The sequence below is a fragment of the Streptomyces sp. NPDC023481 genome (assembly GCF_055560195.1).
This window is the reverse complement of the sequence record NZ_JBVHJE010000002.1, coordinates 183,852-208,988: the sequence shown is the minus strand read 5'-3', so window position 1 is coordinate 208,988 and position 25,137 is coordinate 183,852. Positions and strand designations below refer to the sequence as shown.

Here is a 25,137-nt window from a genome sequence, read left to right as displayed (position 1 = left end):
GTTCAAGCCTTGTCCCCCACCGAGCCGCACGTCGCAAGGAGGACCAGCACCATGGATCCCGGACGCAAGCGCAGAGCCGTTCGGCGGCTGTGGACCGCCGTCGCGGCCACGTTCGCGCTACCCCTGTCGATGCTCGCCGCAAGTCCAACTCCCGCACAGGCGGCGGGCGTTCAGTGCAGTGTCGACTACAAGACCAATGACTGGGGCTCCGGCTTCACCGCCGACCTCACGATCACCAACCGCGGTACCGACACGATCAACGGCTGGACGCTGACGTACGCCTACAGCGGCAACCAGAAGCTGAGCAACGGGTGGAACGGCACCTGGTCGCAGTCGGGGCAGACGGTCACCGTGAAGGACGCCGGCTACAACGGCACGATCGCGGCGGGCGCCGCGGTCTCCACCGGCGCCCAGTTCGGCTACAGCGGGACCAACACCGCCCCCACGAGCTTCGCGATCAACGGCACCCCCTGCACGGGCGCGCACCAGCCGCCGGTGGCGGTGCTGACCAGTCCGAAGCCGGGCGCGGTGTACTCGCAGGGTGACGCGGTGCCGCTGGCGGCGACGGCGGCGGCCGCCGACAACGCCTCGATCAGCAAGGTGGAGTTCTACGACGACACCACCCTGCTCGGCACCGACACCAGCGCGCCCTACTCGCTGTCGGCCTCCAGCCTGTCCGTGGGGAGTCATTCGCTGGTGGCGAAGGCGTACGACAGCCTGGGCGCGTCCGCCACCTCCACCCCGGTCGGCATCACGGTGGCCTCCGGTCCCGCGCTGGTCGCCTCACCGAGTCAACTGGGCGTGCAGCAGGGAAAGTCGGGCACCTTCACGGTGAAGCTGTCGACACAGCCGAGCGCGAACGTGACGGTGAGCACGGCCCGTACGGACGGCAACACCGGCCTGACGGTCACGGGCGGCTCCTCGCTGACGTTCAGCCCGTCGAACTGGAACACCCCGCAGACGGTGACCGTGACAGCCGACTCCTCGGGGACGGGGGCGGCGACGTTCACCGCGACGGCCACGGGCTACGCGAAGGCCGCCGTGACGGTGACGGAGCTGGCCGCGCAGAAGGCGTACGACGCGCGGTTCCTGGACCTGTACGGGAAGATCACCGACCCGGCGAACGGCTACTTCTCTCCCGAGGGGATTCCGTACCACTCGGTGGAGACGCTGATCGTGGAGGCGCCGGACCAGGGGCATGAGACGACGTCGGAGGCGTACAGCTATCTGCTGTGGCTGCAGGCGATGTACGGCAAGGTCACCGGTGACTGGTCGAAGTTCAACGGTGCGTGGGCGCTGATGGAGAAGTACATGATCCCCACGCATGCCGACCAGCCGACGAACTCCTTCTACAACGCCTCCAAGCCGGCCACCTACGCCCCCGAGGCGGACACGCCGAACGAGTACCCCACCAAGCTCGACCCCTCCGTACCGGTGGGTTCGGACCCGCTCGCGGGTGAGCTGAAGTCGACGTACAACACCGACGACGTCTACGGCATGCACTGGCTGGAGGACGTCGACAACGTCTACGGCTACGGTGACACCCCCGGCGGCACCTGCGAGGGCGGGCCGAGCGCGAAGGGCCCGTCGTACATCAACACCTTCCAGCGCGGCCCGCAGGAATCGGTGTGGGAGACCGTCCCGCAGCCGACCTGTGACGCCTTCAAGTACGGCGGGAAGAACGGCTACCTGGACCTGTTCACCGGCGACAACTCCTACGCCAAGCAGTGGAAGTACACCGACGCCCCCGACGCCGACGCCCGCGCCATCCAGGCCGCCTACTGGGCCGACCTGTGGGCGAAGCAGCAGGGCAAGAGCGCGGACGTGTCCGCGACGGTGGGCAAGGCCGCGAAGATGGGCGACTACCTGCGCTACGCCATGTACGACAAGTACTTCAAGAAGATCGGCAACTGCGTGGGTGCCTCCGCGTGCCCGGCCGGTACCGGCAAGGACGCCTCGCACTACCTGCTGTCCTGGTACTACGCCTGGGGCGGCTCCAACGACACCAGCGGCGGCTGGGCCTGGCGGATCGGCTCCAGCTACGCCCACAGCGGCTACCAGAACCCCCTCACCGCCTACGCCCTGTCCTCCTCCGCCGACCTCAAGCCCAAGTCGGCCAGCGGCGCGACGGACTGGAGCACGTCGCTGCAGCGGCAACTGGAGTTCTACCAGTGGCTGCAGTCCTCCGAAGGTGCGATCGCGGGCGGCGCGACCAACAGCTGGGCCGGCCGCTACGCCACCCCGCCCGCCGGTACGCCGACGTTCTACGGCATGTACTACGACGAGGCCCCCGTCTACCACGACCCGCCCTCCAACCAGTGGTTCGGGTTCCAGGCGTGGTCGATGGAGCGCGTCGCCGAGCTGTACCAGCAGACCGGCAACGCGCAGGCCAAGGCGGTGCTCGACAAGTGGGTGAAGTGGGCGCTGTCCAAGACCACGATCAACCCCGACGGCACCTACCAGATCCCCTCCACCCTGAAGTGGTCCGGAAAGCCCGACACCTGGAACCCCACCAGCCCCGGCACCAACAGCGGGCTCCACGTGACGGTCGCCGACTACACCAACGACGTCGGCGTGGCCGCCGCCTACGCCAAGACCCTCACCTACTACGCCGCCAAGTCCGGTGACGCGACGGCGAAGTCCACGGCGAAGGCGCTGCTGGACGGCATGTGGAACAACTACCGGGACAGCCTGGGCATCGCCGTCCCCGAGACCCGCACCGACTACAGCCGGTTCGGCGACAGCGTCTACGTCCCCAGCGGCTGGAGCGGCACCATGCCCAACGGCGACACCATCAACTCCTCCTCCACCTTCTCCTCCCTGCGCTCCTTCTATAAGAGCGACCCCAACTGGTCCAAGGTCGAGGCCTATCTGAAGGGTGGCGCGGCCCCCGTGTTCACCTACCACCGCTTCTGGGCGGAGGCCGACATCGCCCTCGCCATGGGCTCGTACGCGGAGCTACTCGAATAGGCCCCCGCTGAGGCCCGCGTACGTGACCCCGTCGCAGGGAGACGGGGTCACCCGCCGGGCGGTCCCGAGGCCGCTCAGGGACCGCCCGGCGCCTGGCAGGGGCGCGAGCGTCACGCCCCTGCGGAACCCACCGGTTTGGGAGCGCTCCCAAAACGATCGCTCCCCTCACCGTCCCCCACATCCCCAGCAGAGGAACCCATGCAACAGTCGAAGCGAAGGGGCGGGGTGCGAGTGCTGCTCGGCGCCCTGCTCGCACCACTCGTCGCGCTGGCGGCACTGCTCACCGCCGCCCCGGCCTCGCACGCCGACACGACCATCTGCGAGGAGTTCGGCTCGACCACGATCCAGGGCCGGTACGTCGTCCAGAACAACCGCTGGGGCACCAGCGCCAACCAGTGCATCTCGGTCAACGACTCCGGCTTCCGGATCGTCCAGGCCGACGGCTCGGTGCCGACCAGCGGCGCCCCGAAGTCCTACCCGTCCGTCTTCAACGGGTGCCACTACACGAACTGTTCGCCGGGCACCAACCTGCCGGCGCGGCTGAGTTCGATCTCCAGCGCGCCCACCGGCATCTCCTACAGCTATGTGAGCGGCGCGGTCTACGACGCCGCGTACGACATCTGGCTGGACCCGACGCCCCGCACCGACGGCGTGAACCGCACCGAGATCATGATCTGGTTCAACCACGTCGGAGGCGTGCAGCCGGTCGGCTCGCCCACCGGCAACGCCACGGTGGCCGGGCGCTCCTGGCAGGTGTGGTCCGGCAACAACGGCACCAACGACGTGCTGTCCTTCGTGGCGCCGTCGACCATCGACAGCTGGAACTTCGACGTGATGGACTTCGCCCGCGTGGCCGTCTCCCGGGGGCTGGCGCAGAACGACTGGTACCTGACGAGTGTTCAGGCGGGCTTCGAACCCTGGCAGAACGGCGTGGGGCTGGCGGTGACGTCCTTCTCCTCGTCCGTCAACCTCGGTGGCGGCACCCCGGGCAACCCGGGCGGCGGCTCGGGCGGTCCGTCGGCGTGCAAGGTGGCCTACGGCACGAACGTGTGGCAGGGCGGCTTCACCGCCGACGTCACCGTGACCAACGCCAGTTCGTCGCCCGTCGACGGCTGGAAGCTGGGGTTCACCCTGCCCGCCGGGCAGAAGATCACCAGTGCCTGGAGCGCGAACGTCTCTCCCTCGTCGGGCGCGGTGACGGCCGGCGGGATGCCGTACAACGCGTCCATCGCACCGGGCGGTCAGGTGTCCTTCGGGTTCCAGGGCACCTACGACGGCACCTTCGCCAAGCCGTCCGGGTTCAGCCTGAACGGTACGGCCTGCGCCACCGCGTGACCGCGTGGACACCGGCGGTCTGACCCCGGGTGTCCACGCTCCGGACCCACCCGACTGACTGGCTGTTCAGTCGGGTGGGTCCGGCCTCTTCCCGGGTGCGGCCGGCCGAACAGGCGCGGAAGCCGAGTGCCCCGTGCCCCGGGCCCGTAAGATCGGTGATCTCACGGGTGGGGGAGGTGGTCATGGCCAGGCGACGTCCTGGGGCGCCGACGCTGGAAGAGGTGGCCGCGCACGCCGGGGTGGGGCGGGGCACGGTCTCCCGGGTCATCAACAACGCGGCCGGTGTGAAGGAGTCGACACGCCGGGCCGTGCAGCGGGCCATCGAGGAGCTGGGGTACGTGCCCAACCTCGCCGCCCGCTCCCTGGCCGGCCGACGGGGCGACGCCGTGGCCCTCGTCCTGACCGAGCCGGACTGGAGGCAGTTCGCGGAGCCGTTCTTCTCGGAGATCGTCCGCTCCCTCGGCGACGCGCTCGCGGACACCGGCATGCAGCTGATGCTGACCCTGGTCCCCTCGGAGACCGAACGGCAGCGCTTCCTGGAGTACGCGCGCGGCGGCCGGGTCGACGGGGTCCTGCTCATGTCCGTCCACGCGGACGACCGGCTGCCGGACATGCTCGCCGAGGCCCGGTTGCCGACCGTCATGCTGGGCCGCCGCTCGGGCGACGAGTACGTCAGCTACGTGGACGCGGACAACCTGGGCGGCGCCCGGAGCGCCGTGTCCCACCTGCTGCGGCAGGGGCGCCGGACGATCGCCACCATCACCGGGCCGCTGGACATGTACGTCGCGCAGTGCCGGCTGCGCGGCTACCAGGACGCCCTGGAACTGGCCGGCCTGAAGGGCGCACGGTCCCTGGTCGCCGAGAGCGACTTCACGGGGGAGGGCGGGCGCCGCGCCATGCTGGAACTCCTCGAGCGGCACCCGGAGATCGACGGCGTCCTGGCCGCGTCGGACACCTCGGCGGCGGGCGCGCTGAAGGCGCTGCGCGCGGCGGGGCGGCGGGTGCCGCAGGACGTCGCCGTGATCGGCTTCGACGACTTCCCGCTGGCCCAGCAGACCGAGCCGCACCTGACCACCGTGCGCCAACCGGTGGAGGAGATGGGGCGGGCCATGGTCAGACTCCTGCTGGAGGAGATGGAGGAACCGTCCGTGGCCTGGCGCCATGTCATCCTCCGCACGGAACTGGTGGTCCGCGAGTCGTCCTGACGTTTCCCGCGGGGATTGCTCTTCAGTGGCCCTTGCCGAAGAGCCAGCGGTCCTACCCCCTCGTCGCGCCGGGGTCCGGTGCCAGAATGGCGGCGGCAGCAGGCTAGGGGGGAAGGCGACCGGTGCCGGACGGGGAAGCGGGGTTCCGCGTCGGGCGCTCGGATGAGGCAGACACAACAACGGCCAGAGGAGTGAGCGGTGGGCAAGGCTCTGATCATCTGTGTGTCGGTGTCGCACGGGAACACGCGCAGGGTCGCCGAGACGATGGGGGAGGTGCTGGGGGCACCCGTGGTCGAGCCGGAAGAGGTCCGGGACCTGGCGGGCTACGACCTCGTCGGCTTCGGCTCGGGGATCTTCCTGCAGAGGTTCCACCCGCGCCTGCGCGCGTTCGCCTCCGCCCTCCCGCACCAGCGGGGCCGGGCGTTCGTGTTCGCGACAAGCGGTCTTCCCGCCCCTCGTACCGGTCCGATGGCGCGACTGCTGCGGGACAAGGGCTTCGAGGTGGCGGACACGTTCTCCTGCCGCGGCTTCGACACCTGGGCCCCGTTCAAGCTCGTCGGCGGGATCCGCAGGGGCCGCCCCGACCACACGGACCTCGCAGCGGCGCGGGCCTTCGCCGAGAAGCTCCAAGGCACCCCCTGAGCTGACTGCCGGTCAGGGGGCCGCGGGGATCCGCCGCGCTCACCGGTCGAACAGTGCCTCCTGTTCGCCCTCCCGTTGTCGCCGTACGCGCCGGTTGCGTGCGCCCACCACCACGGCTGTCGCCGCCGCCGTCGCGCCGAGGGCGGCCGGGACCATCCAGCCTCGGTCGAGGACGTGCCCGAGGGCGTGGTCGAGGGAGAGGCGGCCGGGGCCGGTGACGGCGAGGCCGGCCGCGGCCAGGCCCAGGCTCGCCGCGTGCTCGTAGCCGCCCTCCTGGGCGAAGAAGCCGTTCGGCGTGTGCACCGCGGCGGCCCCCGTCATCGCGCCGGCCGCCGCCGCGCCCGCGCCCGGGGTGGCCAGGCCCAGGGCCAGCAGCAGGCCGCCGCCCGCCTCCGCGAGGCCCGCGGCCGTCGCGCTCGCCTTGCCCGGCGTGTAGCCGACGGACTCCATGAACCGGCCGGTGCCCTCGATGCCGTGCCCGCCGAACCAGCCGAACAGCTTCTGCGCGCCGTGCGCCGCCAGCACCCCGCCGGTGCCCAGCCGGAGCAGCAGCAGGCCGAGATCGCGTCGGTCGTAACAGGTCACGGTGACTCCCCAGCGGACAGGCGGACAGGCGGACGGGTCCCCCCGGAGTTCCCACCCTCGCACCGCCGACGCCACCCGGCCCCTCGTGGCTGCCGTTCGAGTGGCGGGACCGACGAGCGGAGCGGCTCATCGGATTTTCATGGAGCGGCAAATTCCGTGCCGTATCGGCCTCCGCTCGCGAAACCCCTGCTCGAAGCGGTGTACGGTCCCCGGGTGCGCGAATGTTCCCGGCTCAGCCGGCGTGCCGTCCTCGGGCTGACGGCCGCCGCCCTTCCCCTGTCCACGGCCACAAAGGCCGCCGCGGCGACCGTCATCGGCGGCGAGCGGCTGGCCCGCACCGGCGTCCAGGCGCGCGGTGCCTCCGGTCTGCCCAGGAAGCTCACCGCCCGCTCGTGGCTGGTCGCCGACTGCGTGACCGGGGAGGTGCTGGCGTCGTTCAACGCGCACCAGCGCCTCGCGCCGGCGTCCACCCTGAAGATGCTGTTCGCGGACACCGTGCTGAAGAAGTTCGACCGCGCCGAGCGGTACACGGTCACCGACGCCGACCTCGCCGACGTCCCGGCCGGCTCCAGCCTCGTCGGCGTCAAGCCCGGCATCACCTACACCGTCGAGCAGCTGTGGCAGGGCGTGTTCCTGCGCTCCGGCAACGACGCCGTGCACGTGCTGTCCCACATGAACGGCGGCATCGCGAAGACCGTCGCCGAGATGCAGGCCAAGGCCCAGGACCTGCAGGCCCTGGACACCCATGTGGTCAGCCCCGACGGCTTCGACCACAAGGGGCAGCTCTCCTCGGCGTACGACCTCTCGCTCTTCGGCCGCCAGGGCCTGAAGGACGCCGACTTCCGCGGTTACTGCGGCACGCGGACCGCCGACTTCCCGGCGGGCGGCAAGAAGACCTTCCAGATCCAGAACACCGACCGCCTGCTGACCGGGGCGTGGGGGCTGAAGACATACGACGGCCTGATCGGTGTCAAGAACGGCTACACCAGCCACGCCGGCAACACCTTCACCGGCGCGGCCACCCGGGGCGGCCGCACCCTGCTGGTCACCGTGATGCACCCCGAATCCGGCGGCAACGCGGTCTACGAGCACACCGCCGCGCTGCTCGACTGGGGCTTCACCCACGGGCGTACGGCGCAGCCCGTGGGCCTGCTGGTCGAACCGCTCAGCGAGGGCGGCGCGAGCGCGAGCCCGGCACCCGGGCACAAGCCCGTCCAGGCGGCGGCCGGCGCACCGGGCCCGGCGGCGTCCGGTGACGGCCCGGCCTGGGAGGTCGCGGCGGGCGCCACCGGTGCCCTCGCGGCACTGGGCCTGGGCGCCTGGACCCTGCGCCGCCGCCGCACCCGAACGACCCCGGCCCCGGAAGCCCCCGAACCGAAGCCCCGCGCCCCCCGGAGCACCGGCGGCCGGCACCGCCCCTGAGCGAGGCCGCGGCGCCGGACCTGTGCGCACCGCCGTGCCGGCCGGTGCGATGCCGTACGGCCCCGGGCCCCCGGCCCCGGTACCGGCTCCACCCCCGGCCCCCCGCTACCCCCGCCCGATATACGGCATCGTCGTAGCCAGCACCGTCGCGAACTGCACGTTCGCCTCCAGGGGCAGCTCCGCCATGTGCCGTACGGTGCGGGCCACGTCGGCCGCGTTCATCACCGGTTCCGGGATCACCTCGCCGTTCGGCTGGAGGGCGCCGGCGCGCATGCGGGCCGTCATGTCGGTGGCCGCGTTGCCGATGTCCAGCTGTCCGACCGCGATCCGGTACGGCCGGCCGTCCAGCGAGAGCGACTTGGTCAGGCCGGTCAGCGCGTGCTTGGTGACGGTGTAGGCGACCGAGTGCGGGCGGGGCGTGTGCGCCGAGATCGAACCGTTGTTGATGATCCGGCCGCCCTGCGGGTCCTGCTCCTTCATCCGCCGGTACGCCGCCCGCGCGCACAGGAACGCCCCGTTGAGGTTGACGTCCACCACGTGCCGCCAGTCCTCGTACGACAGCTCCTCGACCGGGACCTCGCGGGGACCGTTGATCCCCGCGTTGTTGAACAGCAGGTCCACCCGCCCGAACCGCTCCACGGTCGCCGCGAACAGCGCGTCCACGTCCTCCGGGCGGGACACGTCGGTGGGCACGGCGAGCGAGGCCGCCCCCGGCACCAGTGCCGCGGTCCCGGCGAGCGGCTCGGCGCGCCGGCCGGCCAGCGCCACCGACCAGCCGGCCCGCAGCAGCTCCACTGAGACGGCCCGCCCGATGCCGGAGCCCGCGCCCGTCACCACCGCGATCTTCGAGTTCCTGTCGTTCATGGCACCGCAGCGTAGGCGGAACCTCCGCCATGCGGAACACGATGTCCGCCATACGGCTACACGGGCCTACGGCTACACGGGCATACGGTTACACGGCGGCCGGGACCGCCTCCCCGGGATAGCGCACCCCGATCCGCTCCCGCACCGCGTCCAGCGTGCGCATCACCGCGAGCGTCCCCTCCAGCGGCACCAGCGGCGACTCCTTCTCACCCGCCCGCACCGCCCGCATGACCTCCACCGCCTCGTGCCGCAGGCTGGTGCGCGGCCCGTCGGCGGGGTCGGCGGCGAACTCCTCGGGGTCACGGCCGTCGCGGTGCAGCACGAACCGGTCCGGGTGGAAGAACCCGGCCGGCAGATCGATCCGCCCGCGCGTGCCGGTCACCGACGCGGTGACCGGCGTACCGCCGACGATCGAGCAGTGCAGCGAGGCCAGCGCCCCGCCGTCCCAGGACAACAGCGCGCCCGTCTGCACGTCCACGCCCTCCGCCGACAGCACCGCGCGCGCGGCGATACCGTCCGGCTCGCCCAGCAGCAGGTGCGCGAACGACACCGGGTACACCCCGAGGTCCAGCAGCGCCCCGCCGCCCAGTGCCGGATCCCGCAGCCGGTGCGCGGCCGGGAAGGGACCCGCCAGCCCGAAGTCGGCCTGGACGGTGCGCACCTCGCCGATCGCCCCGTCGTCCACCAGCGCCTTCAGCCGCCGTACCAGCGGGTTGCAGTACATCCACATCGCCTCCATCAGGAAGCGGTCGTGCTCCCGCGCCAGCGCGACGAGTTCCGCCGCCTCGCGCAGGTTCAGCGTGAACGGCTTCTCGCACAGCACGTTCCGGCCCGCCTCCAGGCACAGCCCGGCCACCGCCCGGTGCGCCGAGTGCGGGGTGGCGACGTACACGACATCGATGTCCGGGTCGGCGGCCAGCGACTCCCAGTCGCCGTACGCCCGCCGCACCCCGAACCGCTCCGCGAACGCCTCCGCCGACTCCCGCCGGCGCGAGGCCACCGCCACGATCTCCGCGTCCGGGAGATCGACCAGGTCCGCCGCGAACGCCGCCGCGATCCCGCCGGTCGCCAGGATCCCCCACCGCACGTTCCGCTCCGCCATCCCGCCCCGCCCTCGCTCGTGTGTGCCTCGGCAGTGTGTACGAGCTGAGAGCATAGGTGCCGGTCGGGTCGGCGACACCGATGTCCGACCCCGAGGTCCGACACCGATGTCCGAGAGGGCAGGAGCAGCAGGGAGGGGCACATGCCGGAGCACACGGCGGTACCGACACCGGATCAGCACCACCCGTCACCCTCCGCACCGCCCCCGGCCCGCGTCCCGCGCCGCACCGGCCCGCTCGTCACCTTCCTGCTGGGCGGCCTCACCGCGACGACCCCGCTGGCCATGGACATGTACCTCCCGTCCCTGCCCGGGGTCACCCGCTCGCTGGACGCCCCCGCCGTCACCGTCCAGCTCACCCTCACCGCCTGCATGGCCGGACTCGCGCTCGGCCAGCTGGTCGTGGGCCCCATGAGCGACCGCTGGGGCCGGCGCCGGCCGCTGCTCACCGGACTCGCCGTCTACCTCGTCGCCACCGCCCTGTGCGCCCTCGCGCCCACCGTCGAGACGCTGATGGCCTTCCGGCTGGTGCAGGGCCTCGCCGGCGCGGCCGGAGTGGTCATCGCCCGGGCCGTCGTACGCGACCTGTACGACGGGGTCGCCATGGCCCGCTTCTTCTCCACCCTGATGCTGATATCCGGCGCCGCGCCCATCGTCGCGCCGCTCGTCGGCGGGCAGATCCTGCGGGTGACGGACTGGCGGGGCGTCTTCGTCGTCCTCACGGCGGTCGGCGTGCTGCTCGCCGCCCTGGTCTGGGCCCGGCTGCCCGAGACCCTGCCGCCCGAGCGGAGGCACCGCGGGGGAGTGGGCGAGGCCCTGCGCGCGATGCGCGGCCTGCTCGGCGACCGGCCCTTCGCCGGCTACACCCTCGCCGGCGGCTTCGCCTTCGCCGCGCTGTTCGCCTACGTCAGCGCCTCCCCGTTCGTGATCCAGGAGATCTACGGCGCCTCCCCGCAGACCTTCAGCCTGCTGTTCGGACTCAACTCCGTCGGCCTGGTGGTCGCAGGCCAGATCAACGGCAAGGTGCTGGTCGGCCGGGTCAGCCTGGACAAGGTGCTCGCCGCCGGGCTCACCGTGATCGTGCTGGCCGCGACCGCCCTGCTGCTGATGGCCACCGGCGCCCTCGGCGACACCGGGCTGGTGCCCGTCGCCGCCGCCCTGTTCGTCCTGATGTCCGCCATGGGCGTCACCCTGCCCAACGCCCAGTCCCTCGCCCTGCTGCGCACCCGGCACGCGGCCGGCTCCGCCTCCGCGCTGCTCGGCACCTCCTCCTTCCTCGTCGGCGCGGTCGCGTCCCCGCTCGTCGGCGTCGCCGGGGAGCACACCGCCGTCCCGATGGCCGTCGTCCAACTGACGGGAGCACTGGTAGCGGTGGCCTGCTTCGTGGGACTGTGCCGTCCCTGGACGGCACGGGAGACCCCCCGTGCCGGGTCGGAGGGAGACGCGAGCTGACCGCACCGAGACTGCGCACCGGCACACCGCAGCGGGCCGGACTCGACCCCGTCGCGCTCGGGCACCTGGTCGAGGAGGCGCACACCCTCACCGCCGGCGACCACCCCTGGGCGCCCGGAGCCGTCGTGCTGGCCGGCCGCGGCCCGGTGATCGCCGTCGTCGAGGCCACGGGCTGGGCGGTGCGCTACGCCTCCTACGACCCCGAGACCGGCACCGGTGTCGAACTGCCGCCCGCCGCCCGCGTCCCGGCCACCCTCGCCACCCCCTTCGACCTGGCCTCCCTCACCAAGCTGTTCACGTCCGTCGCCGCCGTGCAGCAGATCGAGCGCGGCACCCTCGGCATGGACGCCCAGGTCGGCGACTACCTGCCCGACTTCCACGCCGCCGCCGAGCACGGCGTCACCGTGCGGCAGCTGCTCACCCACACCTCCGGGCTGCGCCCCGAACTCCCCCTGTACGACTGCCCCGACGACGCCACCCGCCTGGACCTGCTGCGCGCCGAGGCCCCGTCCGCCGAGCCCGGCCGGCACCGCTACTCCGACCTCAACATGCTGCTGCTCCAGGCCGTCCTGGAACGCGTCACCGGCCGCACCCTCGACGTCCTCGTCCGGGACGGCATCACCCGGCCGCTCGGCATGACCGCCACCGCGTTCGGGCCCTGCCCCGGCGCCGCGGCCACCGAGGACCAGCGGCGGCCCTGGGCCAAGGCCGACCGGGGCATGCTGCGGGGCGTGGTCCACGACGAGAACGCCTGGGCGCTCGGCGGGGTCGCCGGCCACGCCGGCCTGTTCTCCACCGCGCCCGACCTGGCCGTCTTCTGCCGGGCCCTGCTCGCAGGCGGCTCCTACGGCCCCGCGCGCATCCTCGGCCCCGACTTCGTGGAGCTGATGTTCACCCCGCCGGGGCTGGGCTTCGCCGTGGACCAGCCCTGGTTCATGGGCGAGCTGGCGGGCCGCGGCGCGGCCGGCCACACCGGGTTCACCGGCACCTCCCTGGTCCTCGACCCGGCCACGGACACCTTCCTGATCCTGCTGGCCAACACGGTCCACCCCCGGCGCCGCCCCCCGGACAGCACCCCCAGGGCGGCCCTGGCCACCCACCTGTCCAAGGCGGTCGTCTGATCCCGCCCAGGACCCGGCGCCGGCGCCGGGCGCCATAGAATCAGCGGGTGAACGACCCCCTGCGCACCGCCCTGGCCGAGCTGCTGGACGGTCTGCCGCCCACGGAGGTGACCGCCGCCGTGGACCGCCTGATCGGCCACTACCGCGGCGAGACCCCGACCCACGCCCCGATCCTGCGCGACCGCGCCGACGTCGCCGCGTACGCCGCCTACCGCATGCCGGCCACCTTCGCGGCGGTCCGCTCCGCGCTGGAGGCGTTCGCCGCGACCGTCCCCGACTGGGCCCCCGTCAGCCACGTCGACGTCGGCGGCGGCACCGGCGCCGCCACCTGGGCCGTGGCGCAGACCTGGCCCGGCGAGCGCGGCGTCACCGTGCTGGACTGGGCCGAGCCCGCCCTCACCCTCGGCCGGCAGCTCGCCGCCGGCCACCCGGACCTGGCCGGCGCCCGCTGGCAGCGCGCCCGGATCGGGGCGGACCTGGCCCTGGAGGACACCGACCTGGTCACGGTGTCGTACGTCCTCAACGAACTGGCCGAGCCCGACCGCGCCGCCCTCGTCGACGCCGCCGCCGGCGCCGCGCGGACCGTCGTGCTCGTCGAGGCCGGCACCCCGGCCGGCTACCAGCGGATCATCGAGGCCCGCGACCGGCTGATCCGGGCCGGTTTCCGGGTCGCCGCCCCCTGCCCGCACAGCGCCGCCTGCCCCATCGCGCCCGGCACCGACTGGTGCCACTTCTCCGCCCGGGTCGGCCGCTCCTCCCTGCACCGCCAGGTCAAGGGCGGCTCGCTGGCGTACGAGGACGAGAAGTTCAGCTACGTCGCCGCGACCCGGCTGCCCGCCGAACCGGCCCCCGCCCGGGTGGTCCGCCGCCCGCAGATCCGCAAGGGCCAGGTGCTGCTCGACCTGTGCGAGAGCGAGGAGCGACTGCACCGCACGACGGTCACCAAGCGCCACGGCGACCTGTACAAGGCGGCCCGGGACGCCGACTGGGGCGACGCCTGGCCGCCGTACGACTCCGTGTCGTAGCCCACGACTCCGTGTCGTGGCCCACGGCCGCGGCTTGTTACTTTCGACCCCATGGTCGACAAGCCCGCCCCCGACGCCACCCGCCGCAGCGAGAAGTCCCGCAGGGCGATCTACGCCGCCGCCCTCGCCCTGGTCGGCGAGGTCGGCTATCCGAAGACCACCGTCGAGGCGATCGCCGCCCGCGCCGGCGTCGGCAAGCAGACCATCTACCGCTGGTGGTCCTCCAAGGCGGACGTCCTGCTGGAGGCGTTCCAGGACCTCGCCGAGCAGGCGGCCCAGGCGGCGGGACACGCGCCGGGCGCTATCCCGGACACCGGCGACCTCGCCGCCGACCTCAAGGCGGTGCTGCGGGCCACGGTGGACGAGCTGCTCGACCCGCGCTTCGAGGCGCCGTCGCGGGCACTGGCCGCCGAGGGGCTCGTCAACGACCAGCTCGGCCGCGAGTTCGTGAGCACCCTCCTCGAACCCCAGCTCCAGCTGTACGTGGCCCGGCTGCGCTCCGCACAGGACGCCGGGCACGTACGGCCCGACATCGACCCCCGGATCGCCCTGGAGCTGTTCGTCTCGCCGCTCGCCCAGCGCTGGCTGCAAGGGACCGGACCGATCTCGTACGACTACACGGACACCCTGGTCGAGTACGCCCTGCACGGAATCGCGCCCCGCTGACCACCGCCCGCCCCCCCGTTCCGTCGGTTTTCGGACCCCCGAAGCACGTGAAGATGGGACGATAGGGCATGCTGTCCGCACCACAGCGAGGCGAGGGGATAGATGAGCGCGACGTTCGGCGGCCGGTCCGGCCGGCAGGGCAAACTCTCCCAGTGGCTGCTCGGACGCCGCCCGAAGGAGGCCGCCGCCGACGACAGCCGTGAGGACCTGCTGCTCGCCGCCGCCGGCGCGGGACTGCCCCTCGCCCCCGCCGCCCACCCCACCGACGGCTACCGCTGTTCCTGCGACCGCGTGGGCTGTCCCACCCCGGCCCGGCACCCGGTGTCGTTCGCCTGGCAGACGCAGTCCACCACCGACCCCGCCCAGATCGAGCGCTGGGCCAGGCACCAGCCGCAGGCCAACTTCATCACCGCCACCGGCATGGTCCACGACGTGCTGGACGTGCCCTTGGCGGCCGGCCGGGAGGCCATGGAGCGGCTGCTCGGCTCCGGCGTCGAGGTCGGACCGGTCGCCGAGAGCGACGACGGACGCATGCTGTTCTTCACCCTCACCCGGGGCACCCCCGAGGACGAGGACGAGTGGTGGCCGTGCGAACTGGACTGCCACCCCGAGACGATGGACGAGCACCCCGGCCTGCGCTGGCACTGCCGGGGCTCCTACGTGCTCGTACCGCCCGCCCGGCTGCCCGGCGACGAGGGGCAGCGGGTGCGCTGGCTGCGCGGCCCGGAGCACGCGCTGCCCGACCCGCTCAGCCTGCTGGAGGTGCTCACCGACGCCTGCGCCCGGCACGTGGGCACCGAGGCCGGCCCCCAGGGCGCGGCCTGGCCCCTGCACCGCTGACGGCCCTGCACCGCTGACGCCCCTGCACCGCTGACGGACCCGGCGCCGCTGACGGACCCGGCACCACTGGCGCACCCGGCGCCACCGGCCGGCCCCGCCTGCTACTCGCCCTGCGCGGCCGTCAGGCCCTGCACCCGCCCGAGCATCCGCACCGGACCGCTGCCGGCCGGGTCGAGCACGGCCTCGTTGGCGACCGACTCCAGCGTCAGGGACTGCTTCACCTCGCCCTTGACCAGGGCCTGCACGTCCTTGCTCGGGACGGACACGGTGCCACCGGTGTAGGCGGTCCGCTTCTCGTAGTGGTGCGTGGTGAAGAACACCAGCGCCCCGCCGTCCGCCGTGCGCAGCGCGAGCGGCGCGTAGGCGCCGTGGGTGAGGGGTTCGTCGATGAACTGCCGGACCAGGCCCGGCTTCCTGGCCGCCTTCCCGCGGTCCGCGCGCAGTCCGCTGGTGTCGGGGCCGTCCGCGAAGGTCTGCCCGCCGTTCTTCAGGTACGTGGCGTACGCCCGGCTCAACTCGTCGGGCCGGACGGCCTGCCGGGCGCTGTCGGCCGGTACGGCCTCGGCCCAGCCGTCCGCGTCCTTGGCGAACTCCGGTACGGTGCCGGGCGCCATCAGCGTCAGATAGCCCACCCGCCACCGCTCGCCGAGGTCGGCGCGGGTGAACACCAGCACCCAGCGGAAGTTGCCGCCCTTGTTGCCCCGCCCGTCGGCGACGAACCAGCGCGGCCAGCCGGCCTTCGCCGGGATCGTGTACTTCACGTCCGTCAGCTTCAGCGGGGTGTGGTCCCGGTTCCCGGAGGGGCTGTTGACGTGCCCGGCCCGCAGCCGGGCGGAGTCGATGTCGGCGACGGCACCGGTGACGTAGGGCGCGTCCAGGGAGCTGTCGTAGGCCTTGTCGGCCCTGTTGTACGCGGTCGTGAACGCGGTGAGTGCCTTGGCGGCCTCGGCACGGGTGGTCGCGGGGAGCACGACACGCTCCCCGTGCACCACCACGCATCCGCTCGCGGTCAGCGACAAAGCGGTCAGCGAGGCCGCTATGAGTGCGTTCCGGTCACGCCTGCGAGGCCGTCGAGGGCCGCGTTCCCTGGTCATCGGGCTCCTTCACCTTCCCCTTTCCGGAGGCGAACCCTACCGGGGAGAGGAACAGCGCGAGCACCGGGACCAGATACAGCGCCCACACCCAGACCTGGACGACCGTCGGATCGGGCTGGAAGTTGAAGACGCCCTTGAGCAGGGTGCCGTACCAGCTGTCCGGCGCGACGGTGTCGCTGATGTCGAAGGCCAGTTTGTTGATGCCCGGGATCCAGCCGGCCTCCTGCAGGTCGTGGAAGCCGTACGCGAGCACGCCGGCGGCGACCACGACCAGCATGCCGCCGGTCCAGGTGAAGAACTTGGCCAGGTTGATCTTCAGGGCGCCCCGGTAGAACAGCCAGCCCAGGAACACCGCGGTGGCGATGCCGAGGACGACCCCGACCAGCGGGCGCGGGGTGCCGTCGGAGGCCGCGTGCACCGACGCCCACACGAACAGCGCGGTCTCCAGGCCCTCCCGGCCGACCGCGAGGAACGCGGTGGCGACCAGCGCGCCCGTGCCGAGCGCGAGGGCCGCGTCCAGCCTGCCGTGCAGCTCCGCCTTCAGGTGCCGGGCGGTGCGCCGCATCCAGAACACCATCCAGGTCACCAGGCCCACGGCGATGATCGACAGGGAGCCGCCGAGGGCCTCCTGCGCCTCGAACGTCATCTCCTGCGAGCCGAACTCCAGGGCGCAGCCGAAGCCGAGCGCCAGCGCGATGGCGCCGGCGATACCGATCCAGATCGGCCTGATGGCGTCCCTGCGGCCGGTCTTGACCAGGTAGGCGATCAGGATGCAGACGACGAGCGACGCCTCCAGGCCCTCGCGCAGACCGATCAGGTAGTTGGAGAACACGGACTACGCCTCCTTCGAGAACAGCGTCCGGCCCCACCAGTCGCCGGTGTCCCGGACGCCGGGCGGGATCGCGAAGACCGCCGAACCCACGTGCTGGATGTACTCGTTGAGCGCGTCGTGCGCGGAGAGGCTGCGCTGGAGCGGGATGAACCCCTTGCGTACGTCCCGCTGGTAGGCGAGGAAGAACAGTCCCGCGTCCAGCCGGCCGAGGCCGTCGGTGCCGTCGGTGAAGGAGTAGCCCCGGCGCAGGATGGTGATCCCGTTGTTGGAGTCGGGGTGCGCGAGCCGCACGTGCGCGTCCGGCTTCATCGCCTTCAGGAACGGCGCGTCGTGCTCCTTGGCCTTGCCGACCGGGGCGCCCTCGCGCTTGTCCCGGCCGAACACGTCCTCCTGCTCCTGCAGGGAGGCGCGGTCCCAGGTCTCGATGTTCATCCGGATGCGCCGGGCGACCAGGTACGACCCTCCGGTCATCCAGTCCGGTCCGTCCTCGCCGCCGACCCACACGAACTTCCTCAGCCGGTCGGTCTCGGTGCCCGCGATGTTGCGGGTGCCGTCCTTGAAGCCCATCAGGTTGCGCGGGGTCTGCGCGCCCGGGGTGGTGGAGGAGGTCTTGCCGAAGCCGAGCTGGGACCAGCGGACGGCGACCTTGCCGAAGCCGATGCGGGCGAGGTTGCGGATGGCGTGCACGGCGACCTGCGGGTCGTCGGAGCAGGCCTGGACGCACAGGTCGCCGCCGGTGCGGGAACCGTCCAGGTTGTCGCCGGGGAACGCGGGCAGGTCGACCAGGGCCGCGGGCCGCCGGTCGGCGAGCCCGAACCGGTCGAACAGCGACGGCCCGAACCCGATGGTCAGGGTCAGCCGGGACGGCTTGAGCCCGAGCGCCTCGCCGGTGTCGTCCGGCGGGGCCTCGGCGAGCCCGCCGTAGGCGCCCTCGCCGACCGGCTTGCCCGCGGTCATCCGGCGGGCCGCCGCGGTCCAGTCCTTCAGCATCTGCACGAAGGCGTCGCGGTCCTCGGTCTTCACGTCGAACGCGGCGAAGTGCAGTCGGTCCTGCACCGGGGTCGCGATGCCGGCCTGGTGGGCGCCGTGGAACTCCACCGCGCCACCGGTGTCGGCGGCGGCCGGGTCCATGTCGTCGCCCGCCTGGGTCATCGCCACGGCCCCGCCGGCCACGGCGGCCCCGAGCGCGAGCCCGGCACCGCCCCAGCCGATCAGCGCGCGACGCGACGGGGCGGCCTGGGTCCCCTGGGCCTGCTGGGTCTCGGTCATCAGCTTGTCCCCCCTGCTCACTTCACGACCGCGGCGGCGAGCTTGGACAGCGGCTCGGCGAGCGCGTTCACCGCGTCCGACAGCTCCTTGCGCTGGTCCTTGGTGACCTTGTCGTAGGAGACGAAGTCGTACGAGGACTTGTCCGAGCGGTAGCCGTCCAGCAGCGTGTTCAGGGCGGTGAACTGCTTGTCCAGCTCCTTGGTCAGCGCCGGGTCGTTCTTCGCGGCGACCGGCTTCAGCAGCTCGTACGCCTTCTGGGCGCCCTCGACGTTGCCCTTGAAGTCGATCAGGTCGCTGTGGGCGTAGCGGTCCTCCTCGCCGGTGACCTTGCCGGTGGCGACCTCGTCCAGCAGCTCCTTGGCACCGTTGGCCATGGAGGTCGGGGTGATCTCGGCCTTGCCGACCCGGCCCTGCCAGTCCTTGAGGTCCGTCAGCAGCCGACCGGCGAGGGCCTTCTCCTGGGCGCCGATCTTCTTGTCCTGCCACAGGGCCTTCTCCAGCCGGTGCCAGCCGGTCCACTTCTGGCCGGCCTCCAGGCCGTCGGCGCGGGCGTCGACCTTCGGGTCGATGTCACCGAAGGACTCGGCGACCGGCTCGGTGCGCTCCCAGCCGAGGCGGGAGAGGCCGTAGGCCTTCTTCGCGGCGTCCAGGTCGCCGGCCTGGACCGCCTTCACGAAGGTCTCGGCCTTCGGCAGGGTCTGGTCGGCCTGGTCCTGGGCGTACTGGCGGTACTGGGCGACGGCCTGGTCCAGCCTCGGGTCGCGCTTGGCCGTGCCGCCGGCGCCGGTCACGGTGAGCTTCTGCCGGACGCCGTGGCCCTTCATGCCGGGCCGGCAGGCGATCTCGTAGGAGCCGGCCTTCACCTCGGCGGTGAGCGTGTACTTGGTGCCGGGGCCGATGTTCTCCTTCTCGGAGACGATCCGGTCGTCCGGGAACAGGATCTCGACCTCGGTGGCCTTCGAGCCCTTGTTCTCGATCTTCAGGGTGACCTGGCCGGCCGGCACGGAGGTGCCGGAGGTCTCGCACCGGGAGTCGGCGGCCGTGACCTGGATGGCGTCGCCGTCCTTGGCGTCGCTCTTCGCGGTGCAGGCCGAGAGGGCGGTCAGAGCCGCCGCCGTGGCGGCGGCGGTGACGGTCAGTCGGGCGGCGCGCATGCAGGCTCCAAGCGGATTCCGGTCTGGTGAGGCTGCCCTAACTTACATGAGGCTAACCTCACCCTTATCCCCGGGTGCCGTGATTCAGCTCTCACGGGAAGCGCACAGGCACGGCTTGATCGCGATGTCCCAAAAGAGACGGCGACACACGGCAAAGGCGCTGCCAGGCAGCGGCCGGACGTGCGGGCGGGCCCCGTCCGGCCGCGGTGCTTCAATGTGCCCGTGACTGACTACGACGTACTCCGCGTCTTCTGCGGGCCGGACGGCGGCTACGGCAACGAGCTGGGCGTCGTCCGCGACGGCTCGGTGCTGCCCGAGCGGAGCGACCGCCAGGAGCTGGCGGCCAAACTCGGCTTCAGCGAGACCGTGTTCGTGGACGACCCCGAGCGCGGAGTGATCGACATCTACACGCCCACCCTGCGCCTGCCCTTCGCCGGCCACCCCTGCGTGGGCGCGGCCTGGCTGCTGGACGTGCCCGAACTGGTCACCCCCGCCGGGACGGTGGGAACCCGGCTGGACGGCGAGTTCAGCTGGATCGAGGCCCGCGCCGAGTGGGCGCCGCCGCGCACCCTGCGCCGGTACCCGAGCGCCGCCGAGGTGGACGCGCTGGAGGTGCCGCCGCCCGGGGAGTGGCTCTACGCCTGGGCCTGGGAGGACGAGGCCGCCGGACGGGTGCGGGCCCGCGCCTTCCCCGGCCGCGGCGACGGGATCGACGAGGACGAGGCCACCGGCGCGGCCGCCCTGCTCCTCACCGACCGGCTGGGCCGGGCCCTGAACATCACCCAGGGCCGGGGCTCGCAGATCCTCACCGCGCCCCAGCCGCACGGCTGGATCGAGGTCGGCGGCCGGGTCCACCTGGAGCGCTGAGACGCCCGCACGTCCGGGTGAGGACCCGCGCCCCCGTTCGAGTGGATCCGCGTGTGCGTGCGAAGGCGAACGGGGACCTCTGCGCATGACCACTCCGCCTCCCTGAGAGGAGCACCATGCGCATCAGATCAGTCCTGGCAGCGACGGTCCTCGGCGCCGCCCTCGTCGCCACCGGCGCGACGACGGCCGGCGCGGCCGGCTACGACGTCCGCGGCGGCAACGACGGCGGCGACGAAGGCGCCGTCTGCAGCCCGTACGCCGGCGACCTCACCTCGCTGGAGAACCACATCTCCTGGTCCGGCGCCCACTGCAGCGACTACCTGCGCTGACGCGAACCGGGTCCCCGGCGCCCGGGCGGCGCGGGGGACCCGGTCGTCAGGACCGGGTCAGGGCAGGGTGAGGATGTCCGCGCCGGTGTCCGTGACCACCAGGGTGTGCTCGAACTGCGCGGTCCGCTTGCGGTCCTTCGTCACGACCGTCCAGCCGTCGTCCCACATGTCGTACTCGTGGGTGCCGAGCGTCAGCATCGGCTCGATCGTGAACGTCATCCCCGGCTGCATCACCGTCGTCGCGTGCGGGCTGTCGTAGTGCGGGACGATCAGGCCGGAGTGGAACGAGGTGCTGATGCCGTGCCCGGTGAAGTCCCGGACGACGCCGTAGCCGAAGCGCTTGGCGTACGACTCGATGACCCGCCCGATGATGTTGATCTGCCGGCCCGGCTTCACGGCCTTGATCGCCCGGTTCAGCGCCTCCCGCGTGCGCTCCACCAGCAGCCGCGACTCCTCGTCCACGTCGCCGACCAGGTAGGTGGCGTTGTTGTCGCCGTGCACCCCGCCGATGTACGCCGTCACGTCCAGGTTGACGATGTCGCCGTCCCTGAGGACCGTCGAGTCCGGGATGCCGTGGCAGATGACCTCGTTGACCGACGTGCACAGCGACTTCGGGAAGCCGCGGTAGCCCAGCGTGGACGGGTACGCCCCGTGGTCGCACATGTAGTCGTGGGCGACCTTGTCCAGCTGGTCCGTGGTGACCCCGGGCGCGATGATCTTCGCGGCCTCCGCCATCGCCCGCGCGGCGATACGGCCGGCGGTCCGCATCGCCTCGATCGTCTCGGGGGTCTGCACCTCCGGCCCGGTGTACGGCGCCGGCGCGGGCCTGCCGACGTACTCGGGGCGGCGGATGTTTCCGGGGACCGGACGGGTGGGGGACAGCTCCCCTGGTACGAGCAGCGACTGGCCAGACATGCCAGCGAGTCTAACCAGCGGACATGGGGGAACATGTCGGTGGCGAGAGGAGCTGCCCATGGCCCTGTTCAAGAAGCGCACCGCCGGCAAACCGGGGGAGTGGTACTACTGCCTGGAGCACCAGAAGGTCGAGGAGGGCCCGGACTGCCCGGGCAAGGACCGCTTCGGGCCGTACGCCTCCCGCGAGGAGGCCCGGCACGCGATGGAGACCGCCGCCGAGCGCAACCTCCAGTGGGAGAACGACCCGCGCTGGCACGACGCGCCGTCCGGCGGCGGCACCGACGAGGGCTGATCACCAAGGCGCCGGCGGGGGCGCCGTCAGGGTCTCCGTCAGGCGGGCCAGCCTGTCCCGGAAGCCCCGGCGCGCCCTCGGGGAGCCCCCGTTCTCCCCGGCCGCCGCGCTGACCAGGTGCTGGACGGTGTCCAGGTCCAGCTCCGCCCCCGCCGGCACGGCCAGCGTGTCGTGCGCCATCGCCGCCAGCTCGCCGCCGCCCGCGCCCAGCGCCAGCACCGTCACCCCGGCCCGCCGGGCGTCGTGCACCCGCTCCAGCAGCGCGGCGGGTTCCTCCGGTGCCACCACCAGCAGGGTCTCGCCTCGCCGCGCCGCCGCGAGCCGGCCCGGACCGACGGCCAGGTGGGGCGGGTCGCAGCGGCGCGCGTGATGCCGTACCAGCGTCGGCGCCAGCTCGGGCGTGCCCGACCACGCGGCCTCGTCCACCAGGTGCGCGGCCAGGTGCCAGGGCTCGTGCTGCGGAGTGCCCACCAGCAGCAGCCCGCCCCCGTGCGCCACCACCGACCCGCGCAGCACCCCCGCGAACCTCCGGGTGGCCCCCAGCCACTCGGTCCCGGCGAGCACTTCGCGCAGCAACGCGACCCGTACGGCGTCCATGGGACCGGATGCTGCCGCACCCCGTCTCCCGTGGCCCGCGGTTCCCCCCGGATTCGCCCGACGGGGGGACGGCGACCCGACGACCGACCGGGCCGGCGCCCCCCGCGCCGGGCGCCCGCGCACCGGCCGCCTGAGCCCGTACGCGCGCGGCGGCGGACGTAGAGTCGGGCCATGACCTCTAGCGACAGCGCACAGAAGGCCCCCGCCAAGGACCCCTGGGACCTGCCCGACGTCTCCGGGTACGTCGTCGGCGTGCTCGGCGGCACCGGGCCGCAGGGCAAGGGCCTCGCCTACCGGCTCGCCCGGGCCGGCCAGAAGGTGATCATCGGCTCCCGTGCCGCCGAGCGCGCGCGGGCCGCCGCCGACGAGCTCGGCCACGGCGTCGAGGGCGCCGACAACGCCGAGACCGCGCGCCGCAGCGACATCGTGATCGTCGCCGTACCGTGGGAGGGCCACGGCGCCACCCTGGAGTCCCTGCGCGACGAACTGGCCGGCAAGCTCGTCGTGGACTGCGTCAACCCGCTCGGCTTCGACAAGAAGGGCGCCTACGCGCTCAAGCCGGAGGAGGGCAGCGCCGCCGAGCAGGCCGCCGCCCTGCTGCCGGACTCCCGGGTCGCCGCCGCCTTCCACCACCTGTCGGCCGTCCTGCTCCAGGACCCGGAGACCGAGCGGATCGACACCGACGTGATGGTCCTCGGCGAGGAGCGCGCCGACGTGGAGATCGTGCAGGCCCTCGCCGGGCGTATCCCCGGCATGCGCGGCGTCTTCGCGGGCCGGCTGCGCAACGCCCACCAGGTCGAGTCCCTGGTCGCCAACCTGATCTCCGTCAACCGCCGGTACAAGGCACACGCCGGGCTGCGCGTCACCGACGTGTGAGCCGGGGCCCGGCCATGGGGGACACTGGAGACCCACAGCAGTGTCCCCCGTCCCATCCCGACAGGATCCGGAGCCGACCGCATGCCCCGCATCGCCCTCTACACCCTCGTCGTCTGCGTCCTCGCCGTGGCCGCCGCCGTCGTCTCCTTCGTGCAGGGCAGCTGGCTGGGGATCGTCTGGGTGCTGCTGGCCGGCCTGTCCTCCAACATGACCTGGTACTACGTCAAGCGCGACCGGGCCGCCGGCGGGCCGGACCGCTCCGTCACGAGCTGAGCGAGCAGATCTCCGGGGTGTCCTGCCAGAAGCGGTACTCCGCCTGGCCGCAGTAGCGCGCGTAGTCGTCGACGTGCAGCGCCCGCAGGACCGCGTCGATCACGTCGAAGAACACGCCGTTCACCGACGGCAGCCACAGCAGCGCGAACACGAACAGCAGCCCGAACGGCGCGAACGGCTCCACCTGCCGCTTCACCTTGTACGACAGCCACGGCTCGATCACCCCGTAGCCGTCCAGGCCCGGCACCGGCAGGAAGTTCAGCAGCGCCGCCGTCACCTGGAGCAGCGCCAGGAACGCCAGCGCGAACCGGAAGTCCGCCGGCACACCGTCCAGCGCGCCCAGCCAGAACGGGGCCGTGCACACCGCCGCGAACAGCACGTTCGTCAGCGGGCCCGCCGCCGAGATCAGGCTGTGCCGCCAGCGGCCCCGGATCCGGTCGCGCTCGATGAACACCGCACCGCCCGGCAGACCGATCCCACCCATGATCACGAACAGCACGGGGAGCACGATGCTCAGCAGCGCGTGCGTGTACTTCAGCGGGTTCAGCGTGAGATAGCCCTTCGCGCCCACCGTGATGTCCCCGCTGTGCAGGGCGGTGCGCGCGTGCGCGTACTCGTGCAGGCACAGGGAGACGATCCAGGCCGCGGTCACGAACAGGAACACCGCGATGCCCGGCCGCGCGGCGAACCCGGACCAGGTCGCCCAGCCGGTCACCGCCGTCACGGCCAGGATGCCGACGAACACGGGGCTGATCTGCCGGTCGCCGTGGCGGGTGGTGGCGGTGGTCATGGGCTGGCTCCTGTACGGCCGGGATGGTCGAGGACTGCGACCGTACCGGCCGCCGACGCGAGGGGAAAACGTCTCGCGGTGGCCGTCCGGTTCCAGCAGGGTGGGGGAGTGGCACGGATGAGGGTGTTCTACGAGGACTGGCAGATGGAGTGCTGCGGCACGCCGTTCGCCGTCGGGGACGAGGTCGGCTGGCGGCTGGTGGCCGTCGACGCCGGGGCCCCGCAGGGCGAGTACTACGGCGCCGGGACGTGGGTGGAGAACCACGGCGGACCCGGCCACGAGACCACCGGGCGGGTCCGCGGCATCCACCTGGTGCACCAGGAGTACCTGGCCCACCACGATCCGCGCGCCGTCGAGCCGCCCCCCGCGCGGCCGGGCGAGGTGGTCCTCATGGCCGCCGGGCGCCGTTTGGAGGCGGTGCCCGGCGCGCATACCCTGGAGCCCGTCGACGGCTGCCCGAAGTGGTTCGACCCGTTCGAGGACGAGGAGCAGCCGCCGCGGCAGGTGCCCTTCCGGGTCCGCCGTGCCGTCGGCGTCCTCGTCACCCTGGACGTCCCGGACGATCCGGATGTCCCGGATGTTCCCGACGGCACACCGCGGCAGCCCCGCGACCCCCGCTGACC

General features: G+C 72.7%; 26 protein-coding genes. 16 read left to right on the top strand and 10 right to left on the bottom strand.

Going from position 1 to position 25,137, the window contains the following annotated elements; translation table 11 throughout:
* Positions 1-51: 51 nt before the first annotated feature.
* The 4 genes from ACZ3ZD_RS05150 to ACZ3ZD_RS05135 all read left to right on the top strand — a co-directional run bounded on the left by ACZ3ZD_RS05150 (position 52) and on the right by ACZ3ZD_RS05135 (position 6,152).
* On the top strand, positions 52-2,970 hold the full coding sequence (locus tag ACZ3ZD_RS05150; protein WP_467393686.1) for a glycoside hydrolase family 48 protein: 2,919 nt from the start codon (positions 52-54) through the stop codon (positions 2,968-2,970).
* Between the two features lie 198 nt (positions 2,971-3,168).
* The gene (locus ACZ3ZD_RS05145) at positions 3,169-4,305 is read left to right on the top strand and encodes a glycoside hydrolase family 12 protein (RefSeq protein ID WP_467393685.1); all 1,137 of its coding nucleotides are present in this window, start codon (positions 3,169-3,171) and stop codon (positions 4,303-4,305) included.
* 182 nt (positions 4,306-4,487) lie between these two features.
* Positions 4,488-5,510 carry a LacI family DNA-binding transcriptional regulator gene (locus tag ACZ3ZD_RS05140; protein WP_467393684.1) on the top strand — a complete coding sequence of 341 codons (1,023 nt, stop codon included), beginning with the start codon at positions 4,488-4,490 and terminating at the stop codon, positions 5,508-5,510.
* 198 nt (positions 5,511-5,708) lie between these two features.
* Positions 5,709-6,152: a flavodoxin family protein gene (locus tag ACZ3ZD_RS05135; protein ID WP_467393682.1), complete on the top strand. Its 444-nt coding sequence runs from the start codon at positions 5,709-5,711 to the stop codon at positions 6,150-6,152.
* 39 nt (positions 6,153-6,191) lie between these two features.
* Here ACZ3ZD_RS05135 and ACZ3ZD_RS05130 read toward each other — a convergent pair whose 3' ends face one another.
* Positions 6,192-6,737: a DoxX family membrane protein gene (locus ACZ3ZD_RS05130; protein WP_467393680.1), complete on the bottom strand. Its 546-nt coding sequence runs from the start codon at positions 6,735-6,737 to the stop codon at positions 6,192-6,194.
* 213 nt (positions 6,738-6,950) lie between these two features.
* Between ACZ3ZD_RS05130 and ACZ3ZD_RS05125 the strand changes: the two genes are divergently transcribed.
* Positions 6,951-8,159, top strand: coding sequence for a D-alanyl-D-alanine carboxypeptidase family protein (locus ACZ3ZD_RS05125; RefSeq protein WP_467393678.1), 1,209 nt, complete (start codon positions 6,951-6,953; stop codon positions 8,157-8,159).
* Between the two features lie 105 nt (positions 8,160-8,264).
* Here the strand turns inward: ACZ3ZD_RS05125 and ACZ3ZD_RS05120 are convergent, their stop codons facing one another.
* Both ACZ3ZD_RS05120 and ACZ3ZD_RS05115 read right to left on the bottom strand, forming a co-directional pair.
* Positions 8,265-9,023: an SDR family oxidoreductase gene (locus ACZ3ZD_RS05120; RefSeq protein WP_467393676.1), complete on the bottom strand. Its 759-nt coding sequence runs from the start codon at positions 9,021-9,023 to the stop codon at positions 8,265-8,267.
* A gap of 88 nt (positions 9,024-9,111) precedes the next feature.
* Positions 9,112-10,125 carry a Gfo/Idh/MocA family protein gene (locus ACZ3ZD_RS05115; RefSeq protein ID WP_467393674.1) on the bottom strand — a complete coding sequence of 338 codons (1,014 nt, stop codon included), beginning with the start codon at positions 10,123-10,125 and terminating at the stop codon, positions 9,112-9,114.
* Positions 10,126-10,266: 141 nt separating this feature from the next.
* Between ACZ3ZD_RS05115 and ACZ3ZD_RS05110 the strand changes: the two genes are divergently transcribed.
* The 5 genes from ACZ3ZD_RS05110 (at position 10,267) to ACZ3ZD_RS05090 (ending at position 15,226) form a co-directional block, all read left to right on the top strand.
* Positions 10,267-11,574 (top strand): multidrug effflux MFS transporter, encoded by a 1,308-nt coding sequence (locus ACZ3ZD_RS05110; protein ID WP_467393672.1) that lies wholly within the window; start codon positions 10,267-10,269, stop codon positions 11,572-11,574.
* A complete protein-coding gene (locus tag ACZ3ZD_RS05105; RefSeq protein ID WP_467393670.1) occupies positions 11,514-12,695 on the top strand; it encodes a serine hydrolase domain-containing protein in 1,182 nt (393 codons plus the stop codon). The genes ACZ3ZD_RS05110 and ACZ3ZD_RS05105 overlap by 61 nt, the downstream gene beginning before the upstream one ends.
* A 47-nt stretch (positions 12,696-12,742) precedes the next feature.
* Complete coding sequence (locus tag ACZ3ZD_RS05100) at positions 12,743-13,720, top strand: small ribosomal subunit Rsm22 family protein (protein WP_467393668.1); 978 nt, start codon at positions 12,743-12,745, stop codon at positions 13,718-13,720.
* A 51-nt stretch (positions 13,721-13,771) separates the two neighbouring features.
* Positions 13,772-14,386, top strand: a complete 615-nt coding sequence (locus ACZ3ZD_RS05095; RefSeq protein ID WP_467393666.1) for a TetR/AcrR family transcriptional regulator — start codon at positions 13,772-13,774, stop codon at positions 14,384-14,386.
* Positions 14,387-14,488: 102 nt separating this feature from the next.
* Positions 14,489-15,226 (top strand): bifunctional DNA primase/polymerase, encoded by a 738-nt coding sequence (locus tag ACZ3ZD_RS05090; RefSeq protein ID WP_467393664.1) that lies wholly within the window; start codon positions 14,489-14,491, stop codon positions 15,224-15,226.
* 101 nt (positions 15,227-15,327) lie between these two features.
* Here ACZ3ZD_RS05090 and ACZ3ZD_RS05085 read toward each other — a convergent pair whose 3' ends face one another.
* The 4 genes from ACZ3ZD_RS05085 to efeO are packed head-to-tail and all read right to left on the bottom strand — an operon-like array spanning position 15,328 to position 19,575.
* On the bottom strand, positions 15,328-16,320 hold the full coding sequence (locus tag ACZ3ZD_RS05085; RefSeq protein ID WP_467393662.1) for an SCO2278 family lipoprotein: 993 nt from the start codon (positions 16,318-16,320) through the stop codon (positions 15,328-15,330).
* Positions 16,280-17,152, bottom strand: a complete 873-nt coding sequence (efeU, locus tag ACZ3ZD_RS05080) for an iron uptake transporter permease EfeU (RefSeq protein ID WP_467393660.1) — start codon at positions 17,150-17,152, stop codon at positions 16,280-16,282. Before efeU ends, ACZ3ZD_RS05085 begins: the two co-directional genes overlap by 41 nt.
* Positions 17,153-17,155: 3 nt before the next feature.
* Positions 17,156-18,421, bottom strand: a complete 1,266-nt coding sequence (gene efeB / locus ACZ3ZD_RS05075; protein ID WP_467393658.1) for an iron uptake transporter deferrochelatase/peroxidase subunit — start codon at positions 18,419-18,421, stop codon at positions 17,156-17,158.
* A gap of 17 nt (positions 18,422-18,438) precedes the next feature.
* Positions 18,439-19,575 carry an iron uptake system protein EfeO gene (efeO, locus tag ACZ3ZD_RS05070; RefSeq protein ID WP_467393656.1) on the bottom strand — a complete coding sequence of 379 codons (1,137 nt, stop codon included), beginning with the start codon at positions 19,573-19,575 and terminating at the stop codon, positions 18,439-18,441.
* A 222-nt stretch (positions 19,576-19,797) separates the two neighbouring features.
* Between efeO and ACZ3ZD_RS05065 the strand changes: the two genes are divergently transcribed.
* Complete coding sequence (locus ACZ3ZD_RS05065) at positions 19,798-20,442, top strand: PhzF family phenazine biosynthesis protein (RefSeq protein ID WP_467393654.1); 645 nt, start codon at positions 19,798-19,800, stop codon at positions 20,440-20,442.
* A 116-nt stretch (positions 20,443-20,558) separates the two neighbouring features.
* Positions 20,559-20,771, top strand: coding sequence for a hypothetical protein (locus ACZ3ZD_RS05060; RefSeq protein WP_467393652.1), 213 nt, complete (start codon positions 20,559-20,561; stop codon positions 20,769-20,771).
* Positions 20,772-20,828: 57 nt separating this feature from the next.
* Here ACZ3ZD_RS05060 and map read toward each other — a convergent pair whose 3' ends face one another.
* A complete protein-coding gene (map, locus tag ACZ3ZD_RS05055) occupies positions 20,829-21,686 on the bottom strand; it encodes a type I methionyl aminopeptidase (RefSeq protein WP_467393650.1) in 858 nt (285 codons plus the stop codon).
* A 58-nt stretch (positions 21,687-21,744) separates the two neighbouring features.
* Between map and ACZ3ZD_RS05050 the strand changes: the two genes are divergently transcribed.
* Complete coding sequence (locus ACZ3ZD_RS05050; protein WP_467393648.1) at positions 21,745-21,978, top strand: hypothetical protein; 234 nt, start codon at positions 21,745-21,747, stop codon at positions 21,976-21,978.
* On the opposite strand, the gene ACZ3ZD_RS05045 is transcribed toward ACZ3ZD_RS05050, so the two are convergent.
* The gene (locus tag ACZ3ZD_RS05045; RefSeq protein WP_467393646.1) at positions 21,979-22,575 is read right to left on the bottom strand and encodes a hypothetical protein; all 597 of its coding nucleotides are present in this window, start codon (positions 22,573-22,575) and stop codon (positions 21,979-21,981) included.
* 171 nt (positions 22,576-22,746) lie between these two features.
* Between ACZ3ZD_RS05045 and npdG the strand changes: the two genes are divergently transcribed.
* Together npdG and ACZ3ZD_RS05035 are read left to right on the top strand one after the other, a co-directional pair.
* Positions 22,747-23,451 carry an NADPH-dependent F420 reductase gene (gene npdG, locus ACZ3ZD_RS05040; protein ID WP_467393644.1) on the top strand — a complete coding sequence of 235 codons (705 nt, stop codon included), beginning with the start codon at positions 22,747-22,749 and terminating at the stop codon, positions 23,449-23,451.
* 81 nt (positions 23,452-23,532) lie between these two features.
* The gene (locus ACZ3ZD_RS05035) at positions 23,533-23,724 is read left to right on the top strand and encodes a hypothetical protein (RefSeq protein ID WP_467393642.1); all 192 of its coding nucleotides are present in this window, start codon (positions 23,533-23,535) and stop codon (positions 23,722-23,724) included.
* Here ACZ3ZD_RS05035 and ACZ3ZD_RS05030 read toward each other — a convergent pair.
* On the bottom strand, positions 23,714-24,514 hold the full coding sequence (locus tag ACZ3ZD_RS05030; RefSeq protein ID WP_467393640.1) for a site-2 protease family protein: 801 nt from the start codon (positions 24,512-24,514) through the stop codon (positions 23,714-23,716). The genes ACZ3ZD_RS05035 and ACZ3ZD_RS05030 overlap by 11 nt on opposite strands.
* 117 nt (positions 24,515-24,631) lie before the next feature.
* On the opposite strand from ACZ3ZD_RS05030, the gene ACZ3ZD_RS05025 reads away from it, so the two are divergent.
* Positions 24,632-25,135 carry a DUF6578 domain-containing protein gene (locus ACZ3ZD_RS05025; RefSeq protein ID WP_467393639.1) on the top strand — a complete coding sequence of 168 codons (504 nt, stop codon included), beginning with the start codon at positions 24,632-24,634 and terminating at the stop codon, positions 25,133-25,135.
* Positions 25,136-25,137 lie beyond the last annotated feature (2 nt).

Bases quoted from the DNA above. Each gene is read 5' to 3' on its own strand.
- ACZ3ZD_RS05150 (WP_467393686.1), top strand. From the start codon at position 52: ATGGATCCCGGACGCAAGCGCAGAGCCGTTCGGCGGCTGTGGACCGCC.
- map (WP_467393650.1), bottom strand. From the start codon at position 21,686: ATGTCTGGCCAGTCGCTGCTCGTACCAGGGGAGCTGTCCCCCACCCGT.
- npdG (WP_467393644.1), top strand. From the start codon at position 22,747: ATGACCTCTAGCGACAGCGCACAGAAGGCCCCCGCCAAGGACCCCTGG.
- ACZ3ZD_RS05120 (WP_467393676.1), bottom strand. From the start codon at position 9,023: ATGAACGACAGGAACTCGAAGATCGCGGTGGTGACGGGCGCGGGCTCC.
- ACZ3ZD_RS05030 (WP_467393640.1), bottom strand. From the start codon at position 24,514: ATGACCACCGCCACCACCCGCCACGGCGACCGGCAGATCAGCCCCGTG.
- ACZ3ZD_RS05115 (WP_467393674.1), bottom strand. From the start codon at position 10,125: ATGGCGGAGCGGAACGTGCGGTGGGGGATCCTGGCGACCGGCGGGATC.
- ACZ3ZD_RS05095 (WP_467393666.1), top strand. From the start codon at position 13,772: ATGGTCGACAAGCCCGCCCCCGACGCCACCCGCCGCAGCGAGAAGTCC.
- ACZ3ZD_RS05110 (WP_467393672.1), top strand. From the start codon at position 10,267: ATGCCGGAGCACACGGCGGTACCGACACCGGATCAGCACCACCCGTCA.
- ACZ3ZD_RS05045 (WP_467393646.1), bottom strand. From the start codon at position 22,575: ATGGACGCCGTACGGGTCGCGTTGCTGCGCGAAGTGCTCGCCGGGACC.
- ACZ3ZD_RS05060 (WP_467393652.1), top strand. From the start codon at position 20,559: ATGCGCATCAGATCAGTCCTGGCAGCGACGGTCCTCGGCGCCGCCCTC.
- ACZ3ZD_RS05025 (WP_467393639.1), top strand. From the start codon at position 24,632: ATGAGGGTGTTCTACGAGGACTGGCAGATGGAGTGCTGCGGCACGCCG.
- ACZ3ZD_RS05090 (WP_467393664.1), top strand. From the start codon at position 14,489: ATGAGCGCGACGTTCGGCGGCCGGTCCGGCCGGCAGGGCAAACTCTCC.
- efeB (WP_467393658.1), bottom strand. From the start codon at position 18,421: ATGACCGAGACCCAGCAGGCCCAGGGGACCCAGGCCGCCCCGTCGCGT.
- ACZ3ZD_RS05140 (WP_467393684.1), top strand. From the start codon at position 4,488: ATGGCCAGGCGACGTCCTGGGGCGCCGACGCTGGAAGAGGTGGCCGCG.
- ACZ3ZD_RS05085 (WP_467393662.1), bottom strand. From the start codon at position 16,320: ATGACCAGGGAACGCGGCCCTCGACGGCCTCGCAGGCGTGACCGGAAC.
- efeO (WP_467393656.1), bottom strand. From the start codon at position 19,575: ATGCGCGCCGCCCGACTGACCGTCACCGCCGCCGCCACGGCGGCGGCT.
- ACZ3ZD_RS05035 (WP_467393642.1), top strand. From the start codon at position 23,533: ATGCCCCGCATCGCCCTCTACACCCTCGTCGTCTGCGTCCTCGCCGTG.
- ACZ3ZD_RS05050 (WP_467393648.1), top strand. From the start codon at position 21,745: ATGGCCCTGTTCAAGAAGCGCACCGCCGGCAAACCGGGGGAGTGGTAC.
- ACZ3ZD_RS05145 (WP_467393685.1), top strand. From the start codon at position 3,169: ATGCAACAGTCGAAGCGAAGGGGCGGGGTGCGAGTGCTGCTCGGCGCC.